The organism is Wolbachia endosymbiont of Diaphorina citri (genome assembly GCF_013096535.2).
In the GTDB taxonomy this organism is placed as follows: Bacteria; Pseudomonadota; Alphaproteobacteria; order Rickettsiales; family Anaplasmataceae; genus Wolbachia.
The window spans coordinates 147,650-165,876 of sequence record NZ_CP051265.2 but is presented as its reverse complement, the minus strand read 5'-3'; the positions used below and the strand labels follow the sequence as shown (position 1 = coordinate 165,876).

20 protein-coding genes and 2 pseudogenes are annotated in these 18,227 nt (G+C 35.8%); 21 read left to right on the top strand and 1 reads right to left on the bottom strand.

Translation table 11 applies throughout. From position 1 onward, the window contains the following. The first annotated feature begins 14 nt into the window (after nucleotides 1-14). From HGO49_RS00790 to HGO49_RS00690, 21 genes and pseudogenes are all read left to right on the top strand, one after another. Nucleotides 15-497 (top strand): hypothetical protein, encoded by a 483-nt coding sequence (locus HGO49_RS00790; RefSeq protein ID WP_017532591.1) that lies wholly within the window; start codon nucleotides 15-17, stop codon nucleotides 495-497. 19 nt (nucleotides 498-516) lie between these two features. Beyond that, nucleotides 517-1,983, top strand: a complete 1,467-nt coding sequence (locus HGO49_RS00785; protein WP_017532592.1) for an ankyrin repeat domain-containing protein — start codon at nucleotides 517-519, stop codon at nucleotides 1,981-1,983. Further along, nucleotides 1,980-3,807 (top strand): annotated as a pseudogene (locus HGO49_RS00780) (phage terminase large subunit family protein). Before HGO49_RS00785 ends, HGO49_RS00780 begins: the two are co-directional and overlap by 4 nt. After that, nucleotides 3,797-4,021: a gpW family head-tail joining protein gene (locus HGO49_RS00775; protein WP_077188541.1), complete on the top strand. Its 225-nt coding sequence runs from the start codon at nucleotides 3,797-3,799 to the stop codon at nucleotides 4,019-4,021. The pseudogene HGO49_RS00780 and the gene HGO49_RS00775 overlap by 11 nt, the downstream one beginning before the upstream one ends. Continuing rightward, a complete protein-coding gene (locus HGO49_RS00770; protein ID WP_172758450.1) occupies nucleotides 4,022-5,428 on the top strand; it encodes a phage portal protein in 1,407 nt (468 codons plus the stop codon). Further along, nucleotides 5,428-6,465 (top strand): S49 family peptidase, encoded by a 1,038-nt coding sequence (locus tag HGO49_RS00765; RefSeq protein WP_172758538.1) that lies wholly within the window; start codon nucleotides 5,428-5,430, stop codon nucleotides 6,463-6,465. Before HGO49_RS00770 ends, HGO49_RS00765 begins: the two co-directional genes overlap by 1 nt. Before the next feature lie 74 nt (nucleotides 6,466-6,539). Further along, a complete protein-coding gene (locus HGO49_RS00760) occupies nucleotides 6,540-6,911 on the top strand; it encodes a head decoration protein (protein ID WP_038536951.1) in 372 nt (123 codons plus the stop codon). Between the two features lie 43 nt (nucleotides 6,912-6,954). Further along, nucleotides 6,955-7,959 (top strand): major capsid protein, encoded by a 1,005-nt coding sequence (locus tag HGO49_RS00755; RefSeq protein ID WP_172758451.1) that lies wholly within the window; start codon nucleotides 6,955-6,957, stop codon nucleotides 7,957-7,959. Continuing rightward, nucleotides 7,959-8,270, top strand: coding sequence for a head-tail joining protein (locus HGO49_RS00750; protein WP_172758452.1), 312 nt, complete (start codon nucleotides 7,959-7,961; stop codon nucleotides 8,268-8,270). Before HGO49_RS00755 ends, HGO49_RS00750 begins: the two co-directional genes overlap by 1 nt. Next, nucleotides 8,267-8,758: a phage tail protein gene (locus HGO49_RS00745; protein WP_409350572.1), complete on the top strand. Its 492-nt coding sequence runs from the start codon at nucleotides 8,267-8,269 to the stop codon at nucleotides 8,756-8,758. The genes HGO49_RS00750 and HGO49_RS00745 overlap by 4 nt, the downstream gene beginning before the upstream one ends. Then, on the top strand, nucleotides 8,755-9,225 hold the full coding sequence (locus HGO49_RS00740; RefSeq protein ID WP_172758453.1) for a hypothetical protein: 471 nt from the start codon (nucleotides 8,755-8,757) through the stop codon (nucleotides 9,223-9,225). Before HGO49_RS00745 ends, HGO49_RS00740 begins: the two co-directional genes overlap by 4 nt. Further along, complete coding sequence (locus HGO49_RS00735; RefSeq protein ID WP_172758454.1) at nucleotides 9,212-9,676, top strand: phage baseplate assembly protein V; 465 nt, start codon at nucleotides 9,212-9,214, stop codon at nucleotides 9,674-9,676. Before HGO49_RS00740 ends, HGO49_RS00735 begins: the two co-directional genes overlap by 14 nt. 5 nt (nucleotides 9,677-9,681) lie before the next feature. Further along, nucleotides 9,682-9,936 carry a PAAR domain-containing protein gene (locus HGO49_RS00730; protein WP_172758455.1) on the top strand — a complete coding sequence of 85 codons (255 nt, stop codon included), beginning with the start codon at nucleotides 9,682-9,684 and terminating at the stop codon, nucleotides 9,934-9,936. A gap of 5 nt (nucleotides 9,937-9,941) precedes the next feature. After that, nucleotides 9,942-10,277: a GPW/gp25 family protein gene (locus HGO49_RS00725; RefSeq protein ID WP_172758456.1), complete on the top strand. Its 336-nt coding sequence runs from the start codon at nucleotides 9,942-9,944 to the stop codon at nucleotides 10,275-10,277. Nucleotides 10,278-10,279: 2 nt separating this feature from the next. Further along, nucleotides 10,280-11,071, top strand: coding sequence for a baseplate assembly protein (locus HGO49_RS00720; protein WP_172758457.1), 792 nt, complete (start codon nucleotides 10,280-10,282; stop codon nucleotides 11,069-11,071). A gap of 263 nt (nucleotides 11,072-11,334) precedes the next feature. Further along, a pseudogene (locus HGO49_RS00715) lies at nucleotides 11,335-12,506 on the top strand (phage tail protein). A 168-nt stretch (nucleotides 12,507-12,674) separates the two neighbouring features. Further along, nucleotides 12,675-13,412 (top strand): ankyrin repeat domain-containing protein, encoded by a 738-nt coding sequence (locus tag HGO49_RS00710; RefSeq protein WP_172758458.1) that lies wholly within the window; start codon nucleotides 12,675-12,677, stop codon nucleotides 13,410-13,412. A 38-nt stretch (nucleotides 13,413-13,450) separates the two neighbouring features. Then, nucleotides 13,451-13,948 carry an ankyrin repeat domain-containing protein gene (locus tag HGO49_RS00705; protein WP_172758459.1) on the top strand — a complete coding sequence of 166 codons (498 nt, stop codon included), beginning with the start codon at nucleotides 13,451-13,453 and terminating at the stop codon, nucleotides 13,946-13,948. Nucleotides 13,949-13,952: 4 nt separating this feature from the next. After that, a complete protein-coding gene (locus HGO49_RS00700) occupies nucleotides 13,953-14,384 on the top strand; it encodes a DUF2924 domain-containing protein (protein ID WP_172758460.1) in 432 nt (143 codons plus the stop codon). A 2-nt stretch (nucleotides 14,385-14,386) separates the two neighbouring features. Continuing rightward, entirely contained in the window at nucleotides 14,387-15,877 is a 1,491-nt protein-coding gene (locus HGO49_RS00695; RefSeq protein WP_172758461.1) for a recombinase family protein, read from the top strand. A 156-nt stretch (nucleotides 15,878-16,033) separates the two neighbouring features. Then, a complete protein-coding gene (locus HGO49_RS00690; protein ID WP_172758462.1) occupies nucleotides 16,034-17,563 on the top strand; it encodes an ankyrin repeat domain-containing protein in 1,530 nt (509 codons plus the stop codon). Between the two features lie 216 nt (nucleotides 17,564-17,779). On the opposite strand, the gene HGO49_RS00685 is transcribed toward HGO49_RS00690, so the two are convergent. After that, a complete protein-coding gene (locus HGO49_RS00685) occupies nucleotides 17,780-18,025 on the bottom strand; it encodes a hypothetical protein (protein WP_172758463.1) in 246 nt (81 codons plus the stop codon). Between the last annotated feature and the right edge of the window lie 202 nt (nucleotides 18,026-18,227).

The window sequence follows — 18,227 nt, the reverse complement described above, 5'->3', positions numbered from 1 at the left end:
AGAGGAGAAAAAAAGTGAAAATCACACAAACAGAATGGGCAAGAGAGATAGGAGTATCAAAGCAGTATGTCTGTTATTTAGTAAAAAAAGGAATAGTTGAGTTGGAGGATGGTTTGATCAATAGAGAACAAGCAAATGAAGCAGTAGCGGCAATAAGAGATCCAAGTCAGCCACTGAGGAGGAAAAATCCAGAAAACGAAAATACAAGTAACCTTTCCACAATGTTGCTAAAAACGCGAATAAAAAATGAAATGGAACGAGGTAAACTACTTGAGGCAAAGGCAAAAGCTGAGATTGGTGAACTTGTAGCAGTAGAGGAAGTAAAGAGCGAAGCATTTAATGTAGCAAGAGTTGTCCGTAATAATCTGCTTAATATTCCAAATAGAGTTTCAGCACTGCTTGCATCACTGAGTGACACTGAAAAGATTCATATGGCGCTAACCGAAGAGATTACAAACTCATTACAAGAATTATCTAATACTAAATTTCAAATATAAAAAAGATTTTGAATATAAAATGGCTGATAACTTAAGTTTGGAGTTAATAAAGTGCCTCATCAATCAACCTGGATTAGATGTTAATGTCAGAGGGTTAAACGGAAAAACTCCACTGCATTGCGCTATAGAGTTTGATGAATTAAGCATGGTAGATTTGTTACTCACGAAGAAGAACATTAATCCTTTTGTGGAAGATAATGAAGGTAAAACATCTCTTGATTATGCCAAAGAAGGGAAAAAAGCAGAAATATTACAAGCGCTAATTAATAACAAATACGGATCAGAGCAAGATAACTTACTTCATTTAGCTGCAATGATAGGTGAAGTTAATGCAGTTAGATATTTGATAGGAAAAGGTGTTGACGTTAATGTACGAAATGCTCTGCATCATACTCCATTACATCTAGCAGCAGGAATAGGACATGCAGAAGTTGTAAAGATTTTGATAAGAGAAGGAAACGCTGAAATAGATGTCTTTGATGTACGAAATCAGACACCGATGCACTATGCAGTTAACAACAAAAAATTGGAGATAGTAAAGTTATTACTGGAGCTAGGAGCAGATGTAAATAGCGCACGTGTAGGACAAAATTCGATGAAATTATCACCAGTGCATATAGCTGTAAGTAACACTAATTACGATGAAAGAGATTTATGTCTCGATATTCTCAAATGCTTAATAAAGGAGCCTAATGCTCAAGTCAATTTGCAGGACTACGAAAATAAAACACCACTACATTATGCTGAAAGACTGAAAACAATAGAAGTTTTACTAACGCGAGAAGATATAGACCCTCTGGTAAAAGATGATAGCGGCAAGACACCATTTGATTACGCTGAAAATAGACCTGAGATCAAGAAGGCTTTGATGAACAATAAGTACGGTTCTGAAAAGAATAGTCTATTGCATTTAGCCGCACAAAAAGGAGTTGTAGATGCAATCTTAAAGGAAGAAATTGATATTGATATCTTAAATAACAAAGGTCACTCTCCAATTTACCTTGCTGCAGAAAAAGGACATTTACATGTAGTAAAATTACTACTGGAAAAAGGAGCAAACTATACACCTGTTCTGCACTCAGCAATCAAGTCAAATAATTTAGAATTGTTAAAAACTTTATTTAAAGAAAAGAGTATCAAATTACCAGATGAGATAGGCAGATCTGTACCAATTTATTATAGGTGTATAGAGCATAGAGATGCAAAAGTAAGAAAATACAATAATGTGATCTGTATTTTTACCTCAGTAAGTGCAGTAGCAATAGCGGTATATATAGGGTTAACAGCAACAACAATAAGTAGTGCAATCATTTTTGCAACAATAACAGGAATACTTGCACTTATTATAGCAATAATGATAAGTGAGATGAGCAAAAGATATATAGAAAACGAATTTCAGAAAAAGATGTTTATGGAACTGGAGGAATGTAGTTCTACTGTTAATGATGTTGAGATAGAACCAGCAATAAGTAGGGTTAAGGTATGATCTATGCTACATCTTTTTCTGAAGGTTTAAGACCAGATCCGCAGCTTAAAGTATCAGAGTGGGCGAATGAGTATCGAGTTTTAGCGCCAACTGCAGCATCAGAGCCAGGAAAATGGAGAACGGAAAGAACTCCTTATTTAAAAGAAATCATGGATTCACTATCTCCATCTTCACCAGCGGAGAAAATAGTATTCATGAAAGGAGCACAAATTGGAGGAACAGAAGCTGGTAATAACTGGATTGGCTATATCATAGATCAGACACCAGGTCCAATGCTGGTAGTACAGCCAACAGTTGAAATGGGAAAGCGTTGGTCGAAGGGAAGATTTGCACCGTTAATAGAGAGTACGCCATGTTTAAAAAGTAAAGTAAAAGACCCAAGATCAAGAGATTCAGGGAATACTGTGCAAAGTAAGGAATTTCCAGGTGGAATAGTAGTAATAACTGGAGCAAATAGCAGTGTAGGACTCCGATCTATGCCAGTAAAATACCTCTTTCTTGATGAGATTGATGCCTATCCAGGAGATTCAGGAGGTGAAGGAGATCCAGTACTGCTCAGTATTGCACGAACTAATACCTTTGCAAGGCGAAAGATTTTTTTAGTATCAACACCAACGATTCATGAGAATTGAGAAAGAATTTGAAGCAACAGATAAGAGATATTTTTTTGTTCCCTGTCCGTATTGTAATTACTATCAAGTTCTAAAATGGTCACAAATAAAATGGGAAAACAACGACTCAAGAACAGCACATTATGTCTGCACTGAATGTAGCGGCAAAATAGAAAATCATCAAAAGACAGAGATGCTTGAGCGTGGAGAATGGAGAGCTACAGAGGCAAAAGAAGGGGAGAAAAAAGGATTTCATCTTTCAAGTCTTTATAGCCCAGTTGGTTGGTATAGTTGGCAACAAGCAGTAGAAGATTTTCTGCATGCAAAGGAAAGTGAACAATTACTAAAAGTATGGATAAATACCACTTTAGGAGAAACTTGGGTAGATAAAGGAGAAGTACCAGACTGGAAGCAATTATTTAACAGGAGAGAATTTTTTCCCATAGGCACAGTACCAAAAGGCGAAGTAGTTCTCACAGCAGGTGTTGATGTCCAAAAAGACCGGTTAGAAGTAGAAGTTGTAGCATGGGGAAAAAGCCGTGAAAGTTGGTCAATAGACTATCGAGTATTTGAAGGAGATACAGGAGGAGGAGAAGTATGGGGAAAACTCTCTGAGCTCTTAAATCATCATTTTATCGGTGAAAATGGGCTTGAATACATGATAAGCATGATGGCGGTTGATGCTGGATATGCAACGCAAGAAGTGTATAATTGGGTAAGGAGTCATCAAGGATCTGGAAGAGTAATGGCAGTGAAAGGTGTAAATAAAGCACTAGTACCACTTAGCAGCCCAAGTAGAGTAGATATAACAGTTGGTGGTCAAAAGCTAAAGAGAGGAATAAAGCTATGGCCAGTTGGAGTATCGATATTAAAGTCAGAGCTTTTTCAATTACTTAATGTTTTAAAAGAAGGTGAAGAAGCTCCAGCAGGATATTGTCATTTTCCGGAGTATGCACCTGAATATTTTAAGCAGCTAACGGCAGAGCAATTAGTCAGTAAAGTAGTGAAAGGATATACCAAACAAGAGTGGCAAAAGGTAAGAGAGAGAAATGAAGTACTAGATTGCCGAATTTACGCAAGAGCAGCATCTATTGCGCTTGGTATTGATAGATGGCCAGAGAGTAAATGGAATAGTTTGAGTGGAAAAATGGAAAGCAAAAAGCCTAAAAAAGTAAGACAGAGTAAGTGGCTTGGTAATCAAAATGTACAGTGAAGAATATTTAACTCAAGTTGAAAAAGCAATTCAAAAACTGCAAAGCGGAGAAAGAGTTGTCTCAATTGCATATGGTGACCATGTTGTGCGGTACGGGGAAGTTCAAATAAAGGATTTATTGAATTTAAGACAACGAATTAAGGCTGAGTTAAAAGTTGCAGGCATGAGGCCAAAGAGGAAAATTGTTTTTTCAACGAGTAAAGGAATTTTATAAATGCTGCTAAAAACCTTCAAGCAATTATTTAACAAACCAAAGATAAAAAGCTCAGCGTGGGATGCAGCAGGCTCAGGAAGAAGATTTTTTCACTTTCAACCAGAGTTAGGAAGTATAAACAATTTGCTGTCTCAAAACCTTGAAACTTTACGTAGTAGATCACGTGATATGGTGAGAAAAAATCCTTACGCTGCAAATATAATTGATACGATAGTAAGTAACTCTATTGGAACAGGAATAAAACCGCAATCAAAAGCAAGAGATGGAGAATTTCGAAAGAAAGTACAAGAATTATGGCTAAAATGGACAGATGAAGCAGACAGTAGCGGAGTAAGTGATTTTTATGGATTACAAGCTCTGGTATGTAGGAGCATGATAGAAGGTGGAGAGTGTTTTGTACGCCTCCGAAATCGTAAACTCGAAGATGGATTTTCTGTACCATTGCAACTTCAAGTATTGGAATCAGAGCATTTAGATAACAAAAGCAATCAGACTCTTGCGAACGGCAATATTATTCGTAGTGGTATTGAATTTAACCGACTTGGTCAAAGAGAAGCTTATTACCTATTTAGAGAGCACCCAGGTGAAGGTTCGTTTGGAGAATCAGTTAGAGTACCGGCAAATGATGTTTTACATATCTATAAACCTTTAAGACCTGGGCAAATCAGAGGGGAGCCTTGGCTTTCTAATATACTGCTGAAACTTTATGAGCTTGATCAATACGATGATGCAGAATTAGTGAGAAAAAAGACAGCAGCGATGTTTGCAGGGTTTATTACAAGACTTGATCCAGAAGCAAATATCATGGGAGAAAGTGAAAGTAATGAGCAAGGAGTAGCACTATCTGGACTGGAACCTGGAACAATGCAGCTTTTAGACCCAGGAGAAGATATAAAATTTTCAGAGCCATCAGATGTTGGAGGAAGTTATGAAGCGTTTATGAGACAGCAACTCAGAGCAATAGCGATTGGTACAGGGATAACATATGAGCAGCTAACAGGAGATTTAACCGGTGTTAATTATTCATCCATTCGAGCAGGGCTGATAGAGTTTCGCAGAAGGTGTGCAATGTTACAGCATAACGTGATAGTGTTCCAGTTTTGTAGACCTATTTGGAATAGATGGCTAGAATTAGCAGTACTTTGTGGAGAACTCCGTATAGATGAAAAAGTAGTAAAAGCAGCGAAAGAAGAAGTAAAATGGATACCACAGGGATTTGATTGGGTGGATCCTTTAAAAGATCAACAAGCACAGCAAATGGCAGTAAGGAATGGCTTCAAAAGTCGATCGGAAGTAGTATCAGAAATGGGTTACGATGTAGAAGAAATAGATCAAGAAATAGCAGAAGATCAGAGTCGTGCAAATAGTCTCAACTTAATGTTTGACTCTGATTGTAAAGGATTATGATGCTCTTAGGAAAGCCATTAATGCTTGAACCAAGGAGTTTTGAGCTACTATCGCTATACAAAGGAAAACAGCCAATTTTCAAAAATCACTCTATCAAAAGTAACGTAGAAAGAACTGCAATTATACCAATTCATGGAATCTTGACGAAAAAACCAGGTGCGTTTGATGAAATGCTTGGGATGACATCATATGAGCAAATAGAAGAACAAATTGCACAAGCATTAGCAGATAGTAGTATAGAGACTATTTTACTGGACATAGATAGCCCAGGAGGAGAGGTAAATGGAGTATTTGACTTAGCTGATTTTATCTATAGTGCAAGAGGAAAAAAGAGGATAATAGCGATAGCAAATGATGATGCATATTCTGCAGCGTACGCTATAGCTTCTAGCACTGAGAAGGTATTTGTGAGTAGAACTTCAGGAGTAGGAAGTGTTGGAGTAATAGCAAGTCACATAGATCAAAGTAGGTTTGATGAAAAGCAAGGTATTAAGTATACCACAATCTTTGCTGGTAGTCGAAAGAATGATTTAAATCCACATGAGCCAATGACGTCTGAAAGTCTGGGAAGCTTACAAAAAGAAGTAGACCGACTATATGAAATGTTTTTGCAGCTAATAGCAAGGAACAGAGGTCTTTCAATTGAAAAGATTCGATCAACAGAGGCAGGGCTATATTTTGGGGAGAAAGCAGTAGAAATAGGCCTTGCAGACGGAATGACAATTCTTTCATCTATTAATAAAAATAGGAGTATTACTATGAATGAACAAACTACAAATGACCTAGAAACTGATAATTTAACCAAGTATCGTACTGAAGTTCTTGAATTAATACGTTTATGTAATTTATCGAAGATGCCAGAAAAGATAGGAGAATTTATTGAGCAAAGTGTAAGTGTTGAGCAAGCAAGGGAGGTTTTAATGGAATTACTTGCAGAGCGAACGAAAAAGACAGAGATACTGAGTGCAATACCACAGAATTCAGGAGAAGAGTTGATGATGCAGGTAGCGAAAAGTCGTGGGCAATCAAACATTTAAAGTATGTGTATAACCGCCGTGTATAACAACCACAAATATGGCGGTAAAAAAATAAAAAAAGGAGAGAAAAAGACATGATAAGTATAACTGAAGGAAATAATTTAGGAGATCTTCTGAAATATGAAGTGTCCAACTTATATTCAAGAGATCAGATAACAGTAGCCAAGGGACAAAATCTAAAGCTGGGAACAGTAGTTGGTTATGATACTAAAGATGGTTTTATTAAAGCTTTAAATCCAACTGCCACAGATGGTACACAAACGGCGATAGGAGTGATAGCAAGCGATGTAAACGCAAAGGAAAATAGTAAAGGAGTAATTATTGCTCGTGGTGCCATGCTAGCTGATCATGCAGTTGTGTGGCCAGCAAATATTACTGAAGAACAGAAAGCTACAGCAATAAAGCAACTTGAAGGACGAGGAATCATTATCCGTAAAGCGGCCTAAAGCTATATTAAACAATAAAAAACACAAAGGGGGAAAAGAAAAAATGCAAAATCCATTTACAAATACAGCATTTAGCATGACGGCACTAACAAATGCGATGAATATATTGCCGATAAATTATGGACGGGTTGAAAATTTAAATTTATTTCCAAATAGGTCAGTAAGATTTAGACATATTACAATAGAAGAACATAACGGAGTTTTAAGTTTACTACCAACGCAAGTTCCAGGGGCGCCAGCAACAGTAGGAAAAAGAGGAAAAAGAAAGGTAAGAACGTTTACGATTCCACATATTCCACATGATGATGTAGTACTGCCAGAGGAAGTACAAGGAATAAGGGCATTTGGATCAGAGAGTGAACTGAAAGCGCTGGCAGATGTAATAACTGACCATTTGCAGCTAATGAGAAATAAACATGCAATAACGTTGGAGCATTTGCGGATGGGAGCGCTGAAAGGAATAATTTTAGATGCTGATGGGTCAGAATTACTAAATCTGTACAACGAATTTGAAATAACACCAAAAGTAGTAAATTTTGCACTAGGAACAGCGACAACCGATGTCAAGCGTAAATGTCTAGAAGTATTGCGGCATATTGAAGATAATCTAAGTGGTGAATATATGACCGGGATTCATGCTTTGGTAAGCCCTGAGTTTTTTGATGCATTAACTTCGCATAGTAAAGTGAAAGAAGCATACGAAAGATGGCAAGAAGGAGCAGCACTTCGGAATGATATGAGGTCAGGATTTACGTTCTGTGGCATAACATTTGAGGAATATAGAGGGCAAGCAACTGGCCCTGAAGGAACGGTTAGAAGATTTATTGAGAAAGATACAGGGCACTGTTTTCCAGTAGGAACAGCAAGCACATTTACAACATATTTTGCACCAGCAGATTTTAATGAGACAGTAAATACTCTTGGACAGCCACTATACGCAAAACAAGAGCCGAGAAGATTCGATAGAGGGACCGATTTACATACGCAGTCAAATCCTCTGCCAATGTGCCATCGTCCGGCCATTTTGGTAAAAATTAGTTCTAGTTGATGAATATAGGAAAATTATTGGAAGATTGTTTTGAGCATTTAGGAGTGGAAGCCACATATTGTAATAAAAATAAGGAGGGCATTCGTAAAATAAAAGTGCTAATTAAATGTCCTGAGACTACGTACTCTTTAGGTGCAGGTGGAGAATTAACTCAGCAAATTGCTTCTATAGAAATACGTGATCAGGACGTTACTTCCTTTAGCATAGGTGATTATATCAAGATTGAAAAAAGGTTCTACAAGATTTTTGAACAACCATTGAAAGATTCTTCAGGTAAAATATTAAAAATTGAGGCAATAGAAAGTGTGTGATTAGTAACAATATTAATGAAATAATCTCCAATATTGAAAGAAAAGAGCAAAAAATAAAACTGGCAGTTACAAAAGCGCTGAACAAAACAGCAATATGGCTAAAATCAAAAGCAGCTAAGGAAATCAGTGAGGAAAAGAAAAGTTTGATAAGAAAGAGATTAAGAATTTTTAAGGCGAAAACTAGCAGATTAGAAGTGTTAATTAGAGCAAATCTCTATGACATTAAAGCATCGACAATTGGTAAAATACAAAAAACAAGAAGAGGATCGAAAGTAGGAAAGCATGAGTTTATAGGAGGATTTGCAGCAGTTATGCCAAAAGGAAATAGCGGTATTTTTAAACGTGAAGGAAGAGCAGCATTGCCAATAAAGGAAGTAAAACTACCACTGGAACCAGAGGCTTCAAGGATAATAGGGAATCTTGTTAATTATGAGGTTGAGGAAGTGTTTGAAAAGTTCTTTGAACGTGATATTACAAGAAATATATGAATTTTAAAGATTTGCATAACGCAATCTGCACTACGCTGAAGAAAGAAATACCAGCAATTCAAACTTGTGAAATTTATCCATCGATAAGGAAAGAATTATTAGCGCCAGCGGTGTTTGTGGAACTTAGCGGATTTGAAAAAGGACATGATCCTGGAACAGAAGAATTAGCGCTGAAAGCAAGATTTGAAGCGAGAATTGTAGTTGATGGAACAGTAGAGGATTCCTCGTTAGTTGTAAGGTCATTAGCAGCAGAAGTAGCAAGAGTAGTGAACAAGAATACCTGGGAAAAGAATGTATCTCCGGCTGAATTTCTTTCTGCAGAGCCTGATGGATTTAGACCAGAATTAGATGCATATTTGGTGTGGATGGTTGATTGGAATCATCAGCTTCATTTAGGTAAATCGATATGGACAGAAAATAAGATTAAGCCACATACGATTACAATAGGAGAAAATGTTAGAGAGTAATTTTGCTATTTCAGAGCTGCAAAGAAAATTAGCAAACATTGTACGAATAGGGCTTGTAAAAGAAGTAGATTATGAAAAAGCAAAAGTAAGAATTAAAATAGGCGAATTTTTAACAGATTATTTACCGTGGATAACAAATAAAGCAGGAAAAGATAGAGATTGGTCTCCACCAGATATCGGTGAACAGGTTATGATATTTTCTCCTCTTGGCGAATTATCGTTAGGAGTGGTGTTAGGAGGGATATACCAGGAAAAATACTCTGCACCAGAGAATAAAAAAGAAATAAATAGTGTGAAGTTTCAAGATGGAACAAAGTTGTCATACGATAAAGATAAACATCATTTAGAGATTGAAGTAGTAGATAAAATAACACTGAAGGCTGGGGAATCGAGCATAGAGATGACAAAAAGTGGAATAAAACTGAAAGGAAGTAGAATAGACCTAAATTAAAATACATGGGAAAAACAGTAGCTTGTGTAGGAGATTATTGCAGTGGAATACCAGCTCATGTTTGTATGAGTGGAAGCAGCAATGTTTTTGAGAAAGGAAGATCTGTGTGTCGAAAAGGTGATATTGCAACTTTGGGAGAGACGATAGTACAAGGTTCAAACAGAGTATTTGTGAATGGTATTGGTGTAGTGAGAACAGGAGATTTAGTATCGTGTGGTTTTTATGTGATGGGTAATAGCAAAAATGTATTTGTAGGGTAAAAAAGATGCGTGGTATGAGTGCTACTAGTGGAAAGGAATTGGAAGGTTTAGACCATCTTAAACAATCAATAATTGATATATTAACCACTCCAGTAAACAGTAGAATAATGAGGAGAAGTTATGGTTCAAGGCTACTTGAATTAGTTGATAAACCGATAAATAGAGATTTAACACTTGAGATATATGCAGCAACAGCAGAGGCTTTGGAAAAATGGGAAAAAAGGTTTAAATTAGAAAAAGTAAAAATTACAGAAGTAAAAGAGGGAAAAGTAACGCTTGACCTGGAAGGATTATACGTGCCAAGTGGGAAAAACATTCGCTTTGATGGGATTGTGGTATAAAGATGCAGCAGCCAAATATTATCGAGCCACTGAACTTTGAGGAAATCTTTTCGAGAATGAAGGAAGAATTGGTCCGTAGAGATGAAACCTTTTCAGGATTAGTAGAATCCGATCCAGCAATGAAGGTTCTGGAAGTAGCAGCGTGGAGAGAACTTTTGCTCAGACAAAGGATAAGCGAAGCTGTAAAGGGTAATTTACTTAAATTTGCAACGGGAGAAGATCTTGATAATTTGGCTGAATTTTATGGAGTAGAGAGGCAGAAAGAAGAAGATGACGAACGATTTAGAAAGAGGGTAAAAGCAAAAATAGCAGGTTGGTCAACAGGAGGAAGTAAGGAATATTATAAATATCATGCACTGTCAGCAGATAGTAGAGTAAAAGATGCATTGGTAGAATCACCTATACCAGGAAAAGTACAAATTTCAATCTTATCAACACAATTATCCACACTGCCAGAAGAGCTACTTGAAATTATAAGAAAGCAGGTTACTAGAGATGATATAAGGGTTTTAACAGATACAGTAACAGTCATTGGTTGCAATATTACGGAAATAGATATTCACAGCAGAATGAGTATAAGTCCTATAATATCAAAGGAGGAAATCAAGAAGCAGTTCATTAAGAAGTTTGAAGCAAGCAAAAGGTTGGGATGGAACGTAACAAGATCTTGGATAATAGCGAATCTATTTGTAGATGGTGTAGAAAACGTAGAATTAATCGAGCCAAGAGAGGATGTTGTGGTTCTGGGGAATGAGTGTGCAGTGCTTGGCTACGTCAAGTTAGATAGGATTTAAAACGTATTTTTTTTGTTTTGTGCCAGTGAGGGGATTGCGTGCAATAAGTGGTTTAAGGTTTACTGGATCCAATGTTAGGGAGACGAAAGTATTGATTTTCTTCCAGAAGTTGTAACTTGTTTTTTAAAGTATGGATAATATTGTCAAACATTATGGAAAGTGTTTTTGATATTAAGAACATCTTTATTTTTCTGAAATGATCTCTTGCTTACTCATAAGCTACCTAAATAAAGGAAATTAAAGCAACTTGAAAGAAAAGACAAATGAAAAGTTTATTACCGCCAAACGCAACAAAGCAAGAGCAAGCACTGGTTGATGCAATAGATTATAAGGTTGATCCAAGCTGTATCAGAGGGTTTAAGTTCAACCTGAAAGAAGAAACATTACCATGGATAATAGAAGAATATGGTTTAGAAGAGATATTGCGCTGGGTAAAAAATAAAAGAAGGGCGATAGTAGAAGGAGTAAAATTTCAAAGACTGAGAGGAACACCTGCATCACTTAAAATAGCACTAAAGTGGGCAAATATAGAAGATATTACAATCATCGAAGAACCACCTGGTAAACATTTTTTCGAGCTGCAGATAGGATAAGGATGTTCCAAATGACTTTTTTGTGGATGCGGTAGTAGAGCTTGCAAAACTATCGTTACCAGCAAGATCGCGGCTAATGAGGATGTCAATGATCACTACAACGTTGATAGGTTTATTTTAGATGAAAGTTTATTTGGAAGTTTGTTATCGGACTACTCAGGTATAAAGGTTGAAAAAGATGGACCAGTGCTGTCGTTTGGAAGAAAGAACACATTTGCAGTTCTAGAGGTCTCGAATTCAAGTAGAGATTGTAGACAACTATTTACGAGAGCATTATGAGCAGGCATTTAGTAATGACATATATCGGTTAGATGTGGCAGTACTTGGAGAAACAGAGCCTCACACAAAGGATTACAAACGGTATCTATGAAAGAAGTCATCAGTGGTACAACTTAAAAGCACTATATCCATTACCACAAAGTTTATTACCATCGATTAAGTTTGCTAAGGCACAAATAGTATTATCGGACAGTTGGAGGTTAGGAGAAATAAATGCGTGCTTTCCAGTTAGTAGCGTAGAAGAAAGAGGAAATAAATTTGTATTGGGAAGCGATAAACTTTCAGGGCAACGTTGGAATTTAAAACACAAGCCAATTTTAGAAAGATTTAGCGTTACTCACAACTATAAAGTAGAAAATTATACAGATCAGAAGGTCAGAAAATATGTTTTAGCAGAACACAACGTTTACTATAAAAATGATTTGGATTCAGAGCAAAAAGACTCAATACACGAATTAGAAAAGCACATTTTAGTATTTTACCTGGGAGTACTGAAGTGGCACGAACATCGACATTTACACAGAAGTTGGAAAGATAGTCGAATAATATCTCTAATAAGTTAAGTATTTATATTTAGATACTCATATATTATATTAATAATAGGTAAAAGTGTATGAAATAAAAAGAAAAAGACTTGCTTTCTCATGCTAAAAAGGACATGACTTGAATAGCGGAAGGTAAACATAAGAAATTTATCTGGCGCTAGAAAAGCTAATTTTGTGAGGTATGCAATGGGGTTCAACGAAGAAAAGAGAGAATCTTTTAGTAAGTTTTTTAAAGAAGTATCAAGTAACGGGTTTAAAAACATTAATAAAAGAAATGAAGAAGGAGAGACGATCTTGCATCAAGCAGTAGAAATCTCTGATTACAAAATAGTGAGATTATTAATAAAAAAAGGAGCAGAGGTAAATGCAAGAGATAAAAATGGTTATACACCACTACACTGTGCAGTATTCGCAAAGAGTTTAGAAAATGTAAAAGTACTGCTAAGAGAAGGAGCAGAAGTAAATGCCACTCAATATGTCAGTGGATGTACGCCACTGCACTCTGCGTGCAAAATAGGAGGAGCAGGAGTTGAAATAATAAAAGAGCTAGTAAAAGCAGGAGCTGAGGTTAATCAACTGAATAAATATGGTGCAACACCAATGTATTACATCTGGGAAAGTGAAAAGTATTCTCTGTGTGATAGCAAAGAAAGTGAAAAGGCAAGCAAGTTTTTGAGAGAAAAAGGAGGAGTAATAAAAAATAGAGAACTGACATGCTATGGAATAGAGAGGCTAGTGGGAGAAATAGCAGACATGTTGAATGGAAGCTACATGCCAGAGCTAAAAATAATAGAGATAGGAGAAATAAGGAAGAGAGACAAATCGCTAATAAAGAAAGAATGTCAAAATTTAGCAAGCAAGATAATCAGCCAAGTGAATGAAATGATAGATGAGGTAGAAAATGTAGTAGGAAGAAAGGCTTAAAAAGGGGACTTGATTTTAAAGAAAAGGTGAGGTGGATTATGTTAAAGCTTGGTAACAAAGAATCATTTAATAAATCGCTATTAGAGAACTTATATAAAAATATTTATGCAAGAGACAAGAATGGAAGAACAGCTCTACATTATGCAGTAGAGGTAAAAACAGTGGAGTTGTTAGTCGAAAAAGGAGCGAATGTGAATGCAGCAGATGTAAAAGGATACGCAGCACTGCACCTAGCGGTAACGGAGAAACGTCTAGAAACCGTGAGAGAATTGATAAAATCAGGAGGGAATGTAAATGCTGAAGAGTATGGCAATAAATGCACTCCATTGCACCTTGCATGTATGGTGGGGAAAGTAGAAATAGTAAAAGAGTTAGTGGAAGCAGGAGCAGAAATAGAGCAAGAAGATAAGTTCGGAATGACAGCGATGGATTATGCAAAAAATAGTGAAGAAATAGCCAAGGTATTAAAGAAAGAAATAGACAGAATTGAAAAGTTATTTGAACAGCAAAGTGGGAAATCTTCTATGAGAGGCTAAAAACATGGAGGAAGAAACAGAAAAGAAAGTAATGAATTTAGAGAAAAAAACGTTAGAAGAGCTAAGGAGAATGTGGAAGAAGGTATTTGGGGAAGAGGCACCTAAACATTCAAAGAAATATCTGATACCAAGATTAGCTTATAGAATGCAGGAAAAAGCATATGGAGAAATTTCAAGAAAAGGGTTAAAAAGACTAGATTATTTAGCAGATCGGCTGGAGAAGGGAAAGAGAATAAGTAGTGATAAACTTCCGGTAGCAGGAACAGAGCTAATATTAGAAAGAGGTAAAGAGACTCATGCGGTAATGGTAACAGATAAGGGTTTAATCTACAAAGAAGAGTTTTTCACGTCATTGTCAGCAGTAGCCGGAAAAATAATGGGAATGAGTTACAACGGACCTTTATTATTTGGAATGCGTGAAAAAAATGGAAGTTGAAAATGCTAAAAGAAGTAAGATGTGCGATATATACGAGAAAATCAAATGAGGATGGACTAGAACAAAAGTTTAACAGTCTTGATGCACAGCGAGTAGCATGTGAAAAGTACATAAAGAGCAGAGAAGGCTGGGTAATATTGGCCAAAAGGTACGATGATGGAGGATATTCAGGAAAGAATTTAGAAAGACCAGCAATAAAGGAATTATTTGAAGATGTTAAGGGAGGGGAAGTAGATTGTGTAGTAGTGTACACACTAGACAGACTATCAAGGGAAACAAAAGATAGCATCGAAGTTACATCATTTTTTAGAAGACATAGAGTAAATTTTGTAGCAGTAACGCAGATATTTGATAATAATACGCCAATGGGAAAGTTCGTACAAACGGTGTTATCAGGAGCAGCACAGCTAGAAAGAGAGATGATAGTAGAGAGAGTAAAAAATAAAATAGCAACATCAAAAGAACACGGACTATGGATGGGAGGAACTTTGCCATTTGGATATGATGTAAAAGATAAAGAATTAATAATAAATGAGAAAGAAGCAAAAACAGTAAAGCATATATTTGAAAGATATGTGGAGCTGAAGTCAATGGCAGAGTTGGCAAGGGAGTTAAACAGAGAAGGGTACCGTACGAAAGGAAAATCAGATATCTTTAAAAAAGCGACGGTGAGAAGAATAATAACAAATCCAATATATACGGGAAAAATAAGGCATTATGAGAAAGAGTATGAAGGAAAACATGAGGCGATAATAGAGGAAGAAAAATGGCAAAAAGCGCAGGAATTGATAAGGAATCAACCATATAGAAAAGCAAGATATGAAGAGGCGCTACTAAAGGGAATAATTAAGTGCAAAAGCTGTGATGTAAATATGACTTTGACGTACTCAAAAAAAGAGAATAAAAGGTACCGATATTATATATGTAATAACCATTTAAGGGGAAAAGGTTGTGAATCAATAAACAGAACTATAGTAGCGGGAGAGGTGGAAAAAGAAGTAATGAGAAAGACAGAGCAGCTATATGAAAAATGGGGAGAAGAATGGAAAAATTTAAGTTTCAGAGAACAGAAAGAAGTAGTGAAAAAGTTAATAAAGGGAGTAATGGTAAGAGAAGATGGAATAGAGGTGCATTCTGAATCAGAGGAAAAGTTTATACCAATAAAAAAGAAAGGAAATAAATGCACAGTAGTAGAGCCAGAAGGTAAAACAAACAATGCGTTACTCAAAGCAGTGGTAAGAGCCCACCTATGGAAACGTCAACTAGAAGAGGGAAAATATGGAAGTGTAAAGGAACTGAGTGCCAAAATTAATATAGGTACAAAACGTATACAGCAAATTTTAAGGCTGAATTATTTAGCACCAAAGATTAAAGAAGATATAGTAAATGGGAGGCAACCAAGTAATTTGAGGCTAGCTGATTTAAGAGAAATACCGATGCTTTGGAGTGAGCAGATGAAGAAATTTTACAAATTAGCATTATCTTGTTCCTAAAAACCAGTCGCGATAATCTATACTAATCACAGGAAATTAACAAATTGTAATTACTTACGCTGTATTACATACACATTCTGATAATATAACTTAATATATCAGATTTTAAAAGTGTTTATGAATCAATAATCTCTGTAACAAAAAAAGAAGGTATACATGTCTAACAATGAAATAACTCCTGAACAACAGGAAAAATTGAATAAAGACTTGATTTGGGCTGCAAGCAAAGGAGATATTACAAGAGTTGCAAATAAGATATCAGAGGGAGGTGATGTTAATTATAAGGATGATCATAGTAAAACTCCATTGCATAAAGCTGCAGAGAAAGGTCACTTAGATATAGTAAAAAAGCTTATAGAAAGTAAAGCTGATATTAATTCTAAGGATGATCAGGGTGAAACACCACTACACAAAGCTGCATACTATGGTCACTTAGATGTAGTAGAACAGCTTATGGAGAAGGGTGCTAATGTTAATTCTAAGGATAATAAAGGGCAAATTCCACTTCATGAAGCTGAATTGCGGGGTCACAAAGAAGTAGCAGACAAGCTTATGGGTGAGGAGTTGTTATCAAGTTTAACAAGACGAATATCAGAAACACTTAAGAAAGACGACAGATTCAAAGCAAGCATAAAAGGTGAACAAGGACCAAAGGGCGAAAAGGGAATGAAAGGTGATACAGGTCTTGAGGGAAGAGATGCGGATCCTGAGAAAGTTGCTGAGAAATTGGTTACTGATCCATCTCATAAGAATAAGTTGGTAACAGAGATTGCTAATAATTCAGATTTTCAGGGTGCAGTAGCAAAGAGTGTAAAGGGTGATACTGAGTTTCAAAATTCTGCTAGGGGGCCAGCGGGTAGCCCAGGGCCAGAAGGTCCTAAAGGAGAAAAGGGCGATCCAGGACTTAAAGGTGAAGATGTAAAACCAGAGAAGGTTACAGAGCAACTTATGACTACTAAGTTAAAAGAACTAGCAAAAGCAGTACTAGATGTTGCTAATAATGAAAACTATAAATTTTTAGATCACAATAACACACAAGCAAGTATGTTATTTAAGATCGTCAAGGGAGAAAATTATGGTGATATTAGTAGTACAAAGATATCAAATGAGAAAAATAACGATGTTGGTAACTTTTCAAATATAGGATACTTTTTTCAGGATAATGAGTTATATATACGCAATTATTTCACTGATAAGAATATCAAAATACCTCAGGAATTCAGCTTTTTAAGAGTGGTGCGTGATGATGATGGAGAACTAAAGTTGGCATTATGCAACAGCTTAGGAAACTTACTGTCCGAATATAAAAAATATGATCCAGAGTACAGAGAATTGCCAGATTTCGTTGAAAATTCTCATATATGTTTACAGAAAGGTAGAAATTTAAATCTATCCTATGATTGGAGACCATTATTTCAGTTAAAGAACGATTCTGAGGGGCAGAGTGTAAGTGTTTATAAAGTTATAACAAATAGAAAAGTAGGTCATCTTATTGATGAGTTTATCTATTATGATCGTAATAATAATCTTCACTACAAAAATTACCATAATCTAGAAATAAATAAAGACTGCTGTTATCGCGAGAACTTATATGTTAATTTTAGTAACAAGCTATTCATATACGGAAATGATACAGAAAATGATAACACACCTGTTCAATTAGAACAAAGCCTTGATTTATTCTGATAAGTCAGATAGTACAACCAACATAACATTGAATAATGCTATTATGTATATTTTAACTAAAGTTAATAGGTATACAATATTTAAAATTTGGTTATACTTAATAAAAGGATTTTTAACAACTTATCTAAAATATAATCGAAAATCTATATTGTAATAAGAAATAAAAGGACATTACTGAATAAGTAACATCCTTTTGAAGAAGGTGAGCTGTTTTGTTTATATTGATGTTTGCAAAGATTGTGTCACCTGAATAGGCTCTTGACCAGACATAAATGTAGAAGGCTGTTGTTTCCCTACTTTTTCCTGATAATTTACTTTTTTCAATTGTGACCTAGTTTTAATTAAGTCGTCCGAAGAAATAATCATCCTCTCTGGTGTAGAAGGAATAGATGTACCTTTTCCACTATCAGAACCACTAAGGTCAATAAAAGAACTGCTTTTAGACTCAATACTGCCATCCATACTACTACTAAAACTTGAATGGATATTATTAGAAGCAAAACTACTAACAGAATTACTGCGAGTTGGAGTTCTATTAGATAAAATATCCAGATTGCGTTTGACAGTAGGATGATTGAAAACATCTTCACTTAGAGAATTTTGTGAAAATGAAGGGGATGTTCAAAAAAGTGTGTCAAACCGAGAAGTAAAATATAATTGAGAT

What these genes read in the sequence shown, in the direction of transcription:
- HGO49_RS00785 (WP_017532592.1), top strand. Translation starts at nt 517, where the DNA reads ATGGCTGATAACTTAAGTTTGGAGTTAATAAAGTGCCTCATCAATCAA.
- HGO49_RS00775 (WP_077188541.1), top strand. Translation starts at nt 3,797, where the DNA reads ATGTACAGTGAAGAATATTTAACTCAAGTTGAAAAAGCAATTCAAAAA.
- HGO49_RS00770 (WP_172758450.1), top strand. Translation starts at nt 4,022, where the DNA reads ATGCTGCTAAAAACCTTCAAGCAATTATTTAACAAACCAAAGATAAAA.
- HGO49_RS00765 (WP_172758538.1), top strand. Translation starts at nt 5,428, where the DNA reads ATGCTCTTAGGAAAGCCATTAATGCTTGAACCAAGGAGTTTTGAGCTA.
- HGO49_RS00760 (WP_038536951.1), top strand. Translation starts at nt 6,540, where the DNA reads ATGATAAGTATAACTGAAGGAAATAATTTAGGAGATCTTCTGAAATAT.
- HGO49_RS00755 (WP_172758451.1), top strand. Translation starts at nt 6,955, where the DNA reads ATGCAAAATCCATTTACAAATACAGCATTTAGCATGACGGCACTAACA.
- HGO49_RS00750 (WP_172758452.1), top strand. Translation starts at nt 7,959, where the DNA reads ATGAATATAGGAAAATTATTGGAAGATTGTTTTGAGCATTTAGGAGTG.
- HGO49_RS00740 (WP_172758453.1), top strand. Translation starts at nt 8,755, where the DNA reads ATGAATTTTAAAGATTTGCATAACGCAATCTGCACTACGCTGAAGAAA.
- HGO49_RS00735 (WP_172758454.1), top strand. Translation starts at nt 9,212, where the DNA reads ATGTTAGAGAGTAATTTTGCTATTTCAGAGCTGCAAAGAAAATTAGCA.
- HGO49_RS00730 (WP_172758455.1), top strand. Translation starts at nt 9,682, where the DNA reads ATGGGAAAAACAGTAGCTTGTGTAGGAGATTATTGCAGTGGAATACCA.
- HGO49_RS00725 (WP_172758456.1), top strand. Translation starts at nt 9,942, where the DNA reads ATGCGTGGTATGAGTGCTACTAGTGGAAAGGAATTGGAAGGTTTAGAC.
- HGO49_RS00720 (WP_172758457.1), top strand. Translation starts at nt 10,280, where the DNA reads ATGCAGCAGCCAAATATTATCGAGCCACTGAACTTTGAGGAAATCTTT.
- HGO49_RS00710 (WP_172758458.1), top strand. Translation starts at nt 12,675, where the DNA reads ATGGGGTTCAACGAAGAAAAGAGAGAATCTTTTAGTAAGTTTTTTAAA.
- HGO49_RS00705 (WP_172758459.1), top strand. Translation starts at nt 13,451, where the DNA reads ATGTTAAAGCTTGGTAACAAAGAATCATTTAATAAATCGCTATTAGAG.
- HGO49_RS00700 (WP_172758460.1), top strand. Translation starts at nt 13,953, where the DNA reads ATGGAGGAAGAAACAGAAAAGAAAGTAATGAATTTAGAGAAAAAAACG.
- HGO49_RS00695 (WP_172758461.1), top strand. Translation starts at nt 14,387, where the DNA reads ATGCTAAAAGAAGTAAGATGTGCGATATATACGAGAAAATCAAATGAG.
- HGO49_RS00690 (WP_172758462.1), top strand. Translation starts at nt 16,034, where the DNA reads ATGTCTAACAATGAAATAACTCCTGAACAACAGGAAAAATTGAATAAA.
- HGO49_RS00685 (WP_172758463.1), bottom strand. Translation starts at nt 18,025, where the DNA reads ATGGATGGCAGTATTGAGTCTAAAAGCAGTTCTTTTATTGACCTTAGT.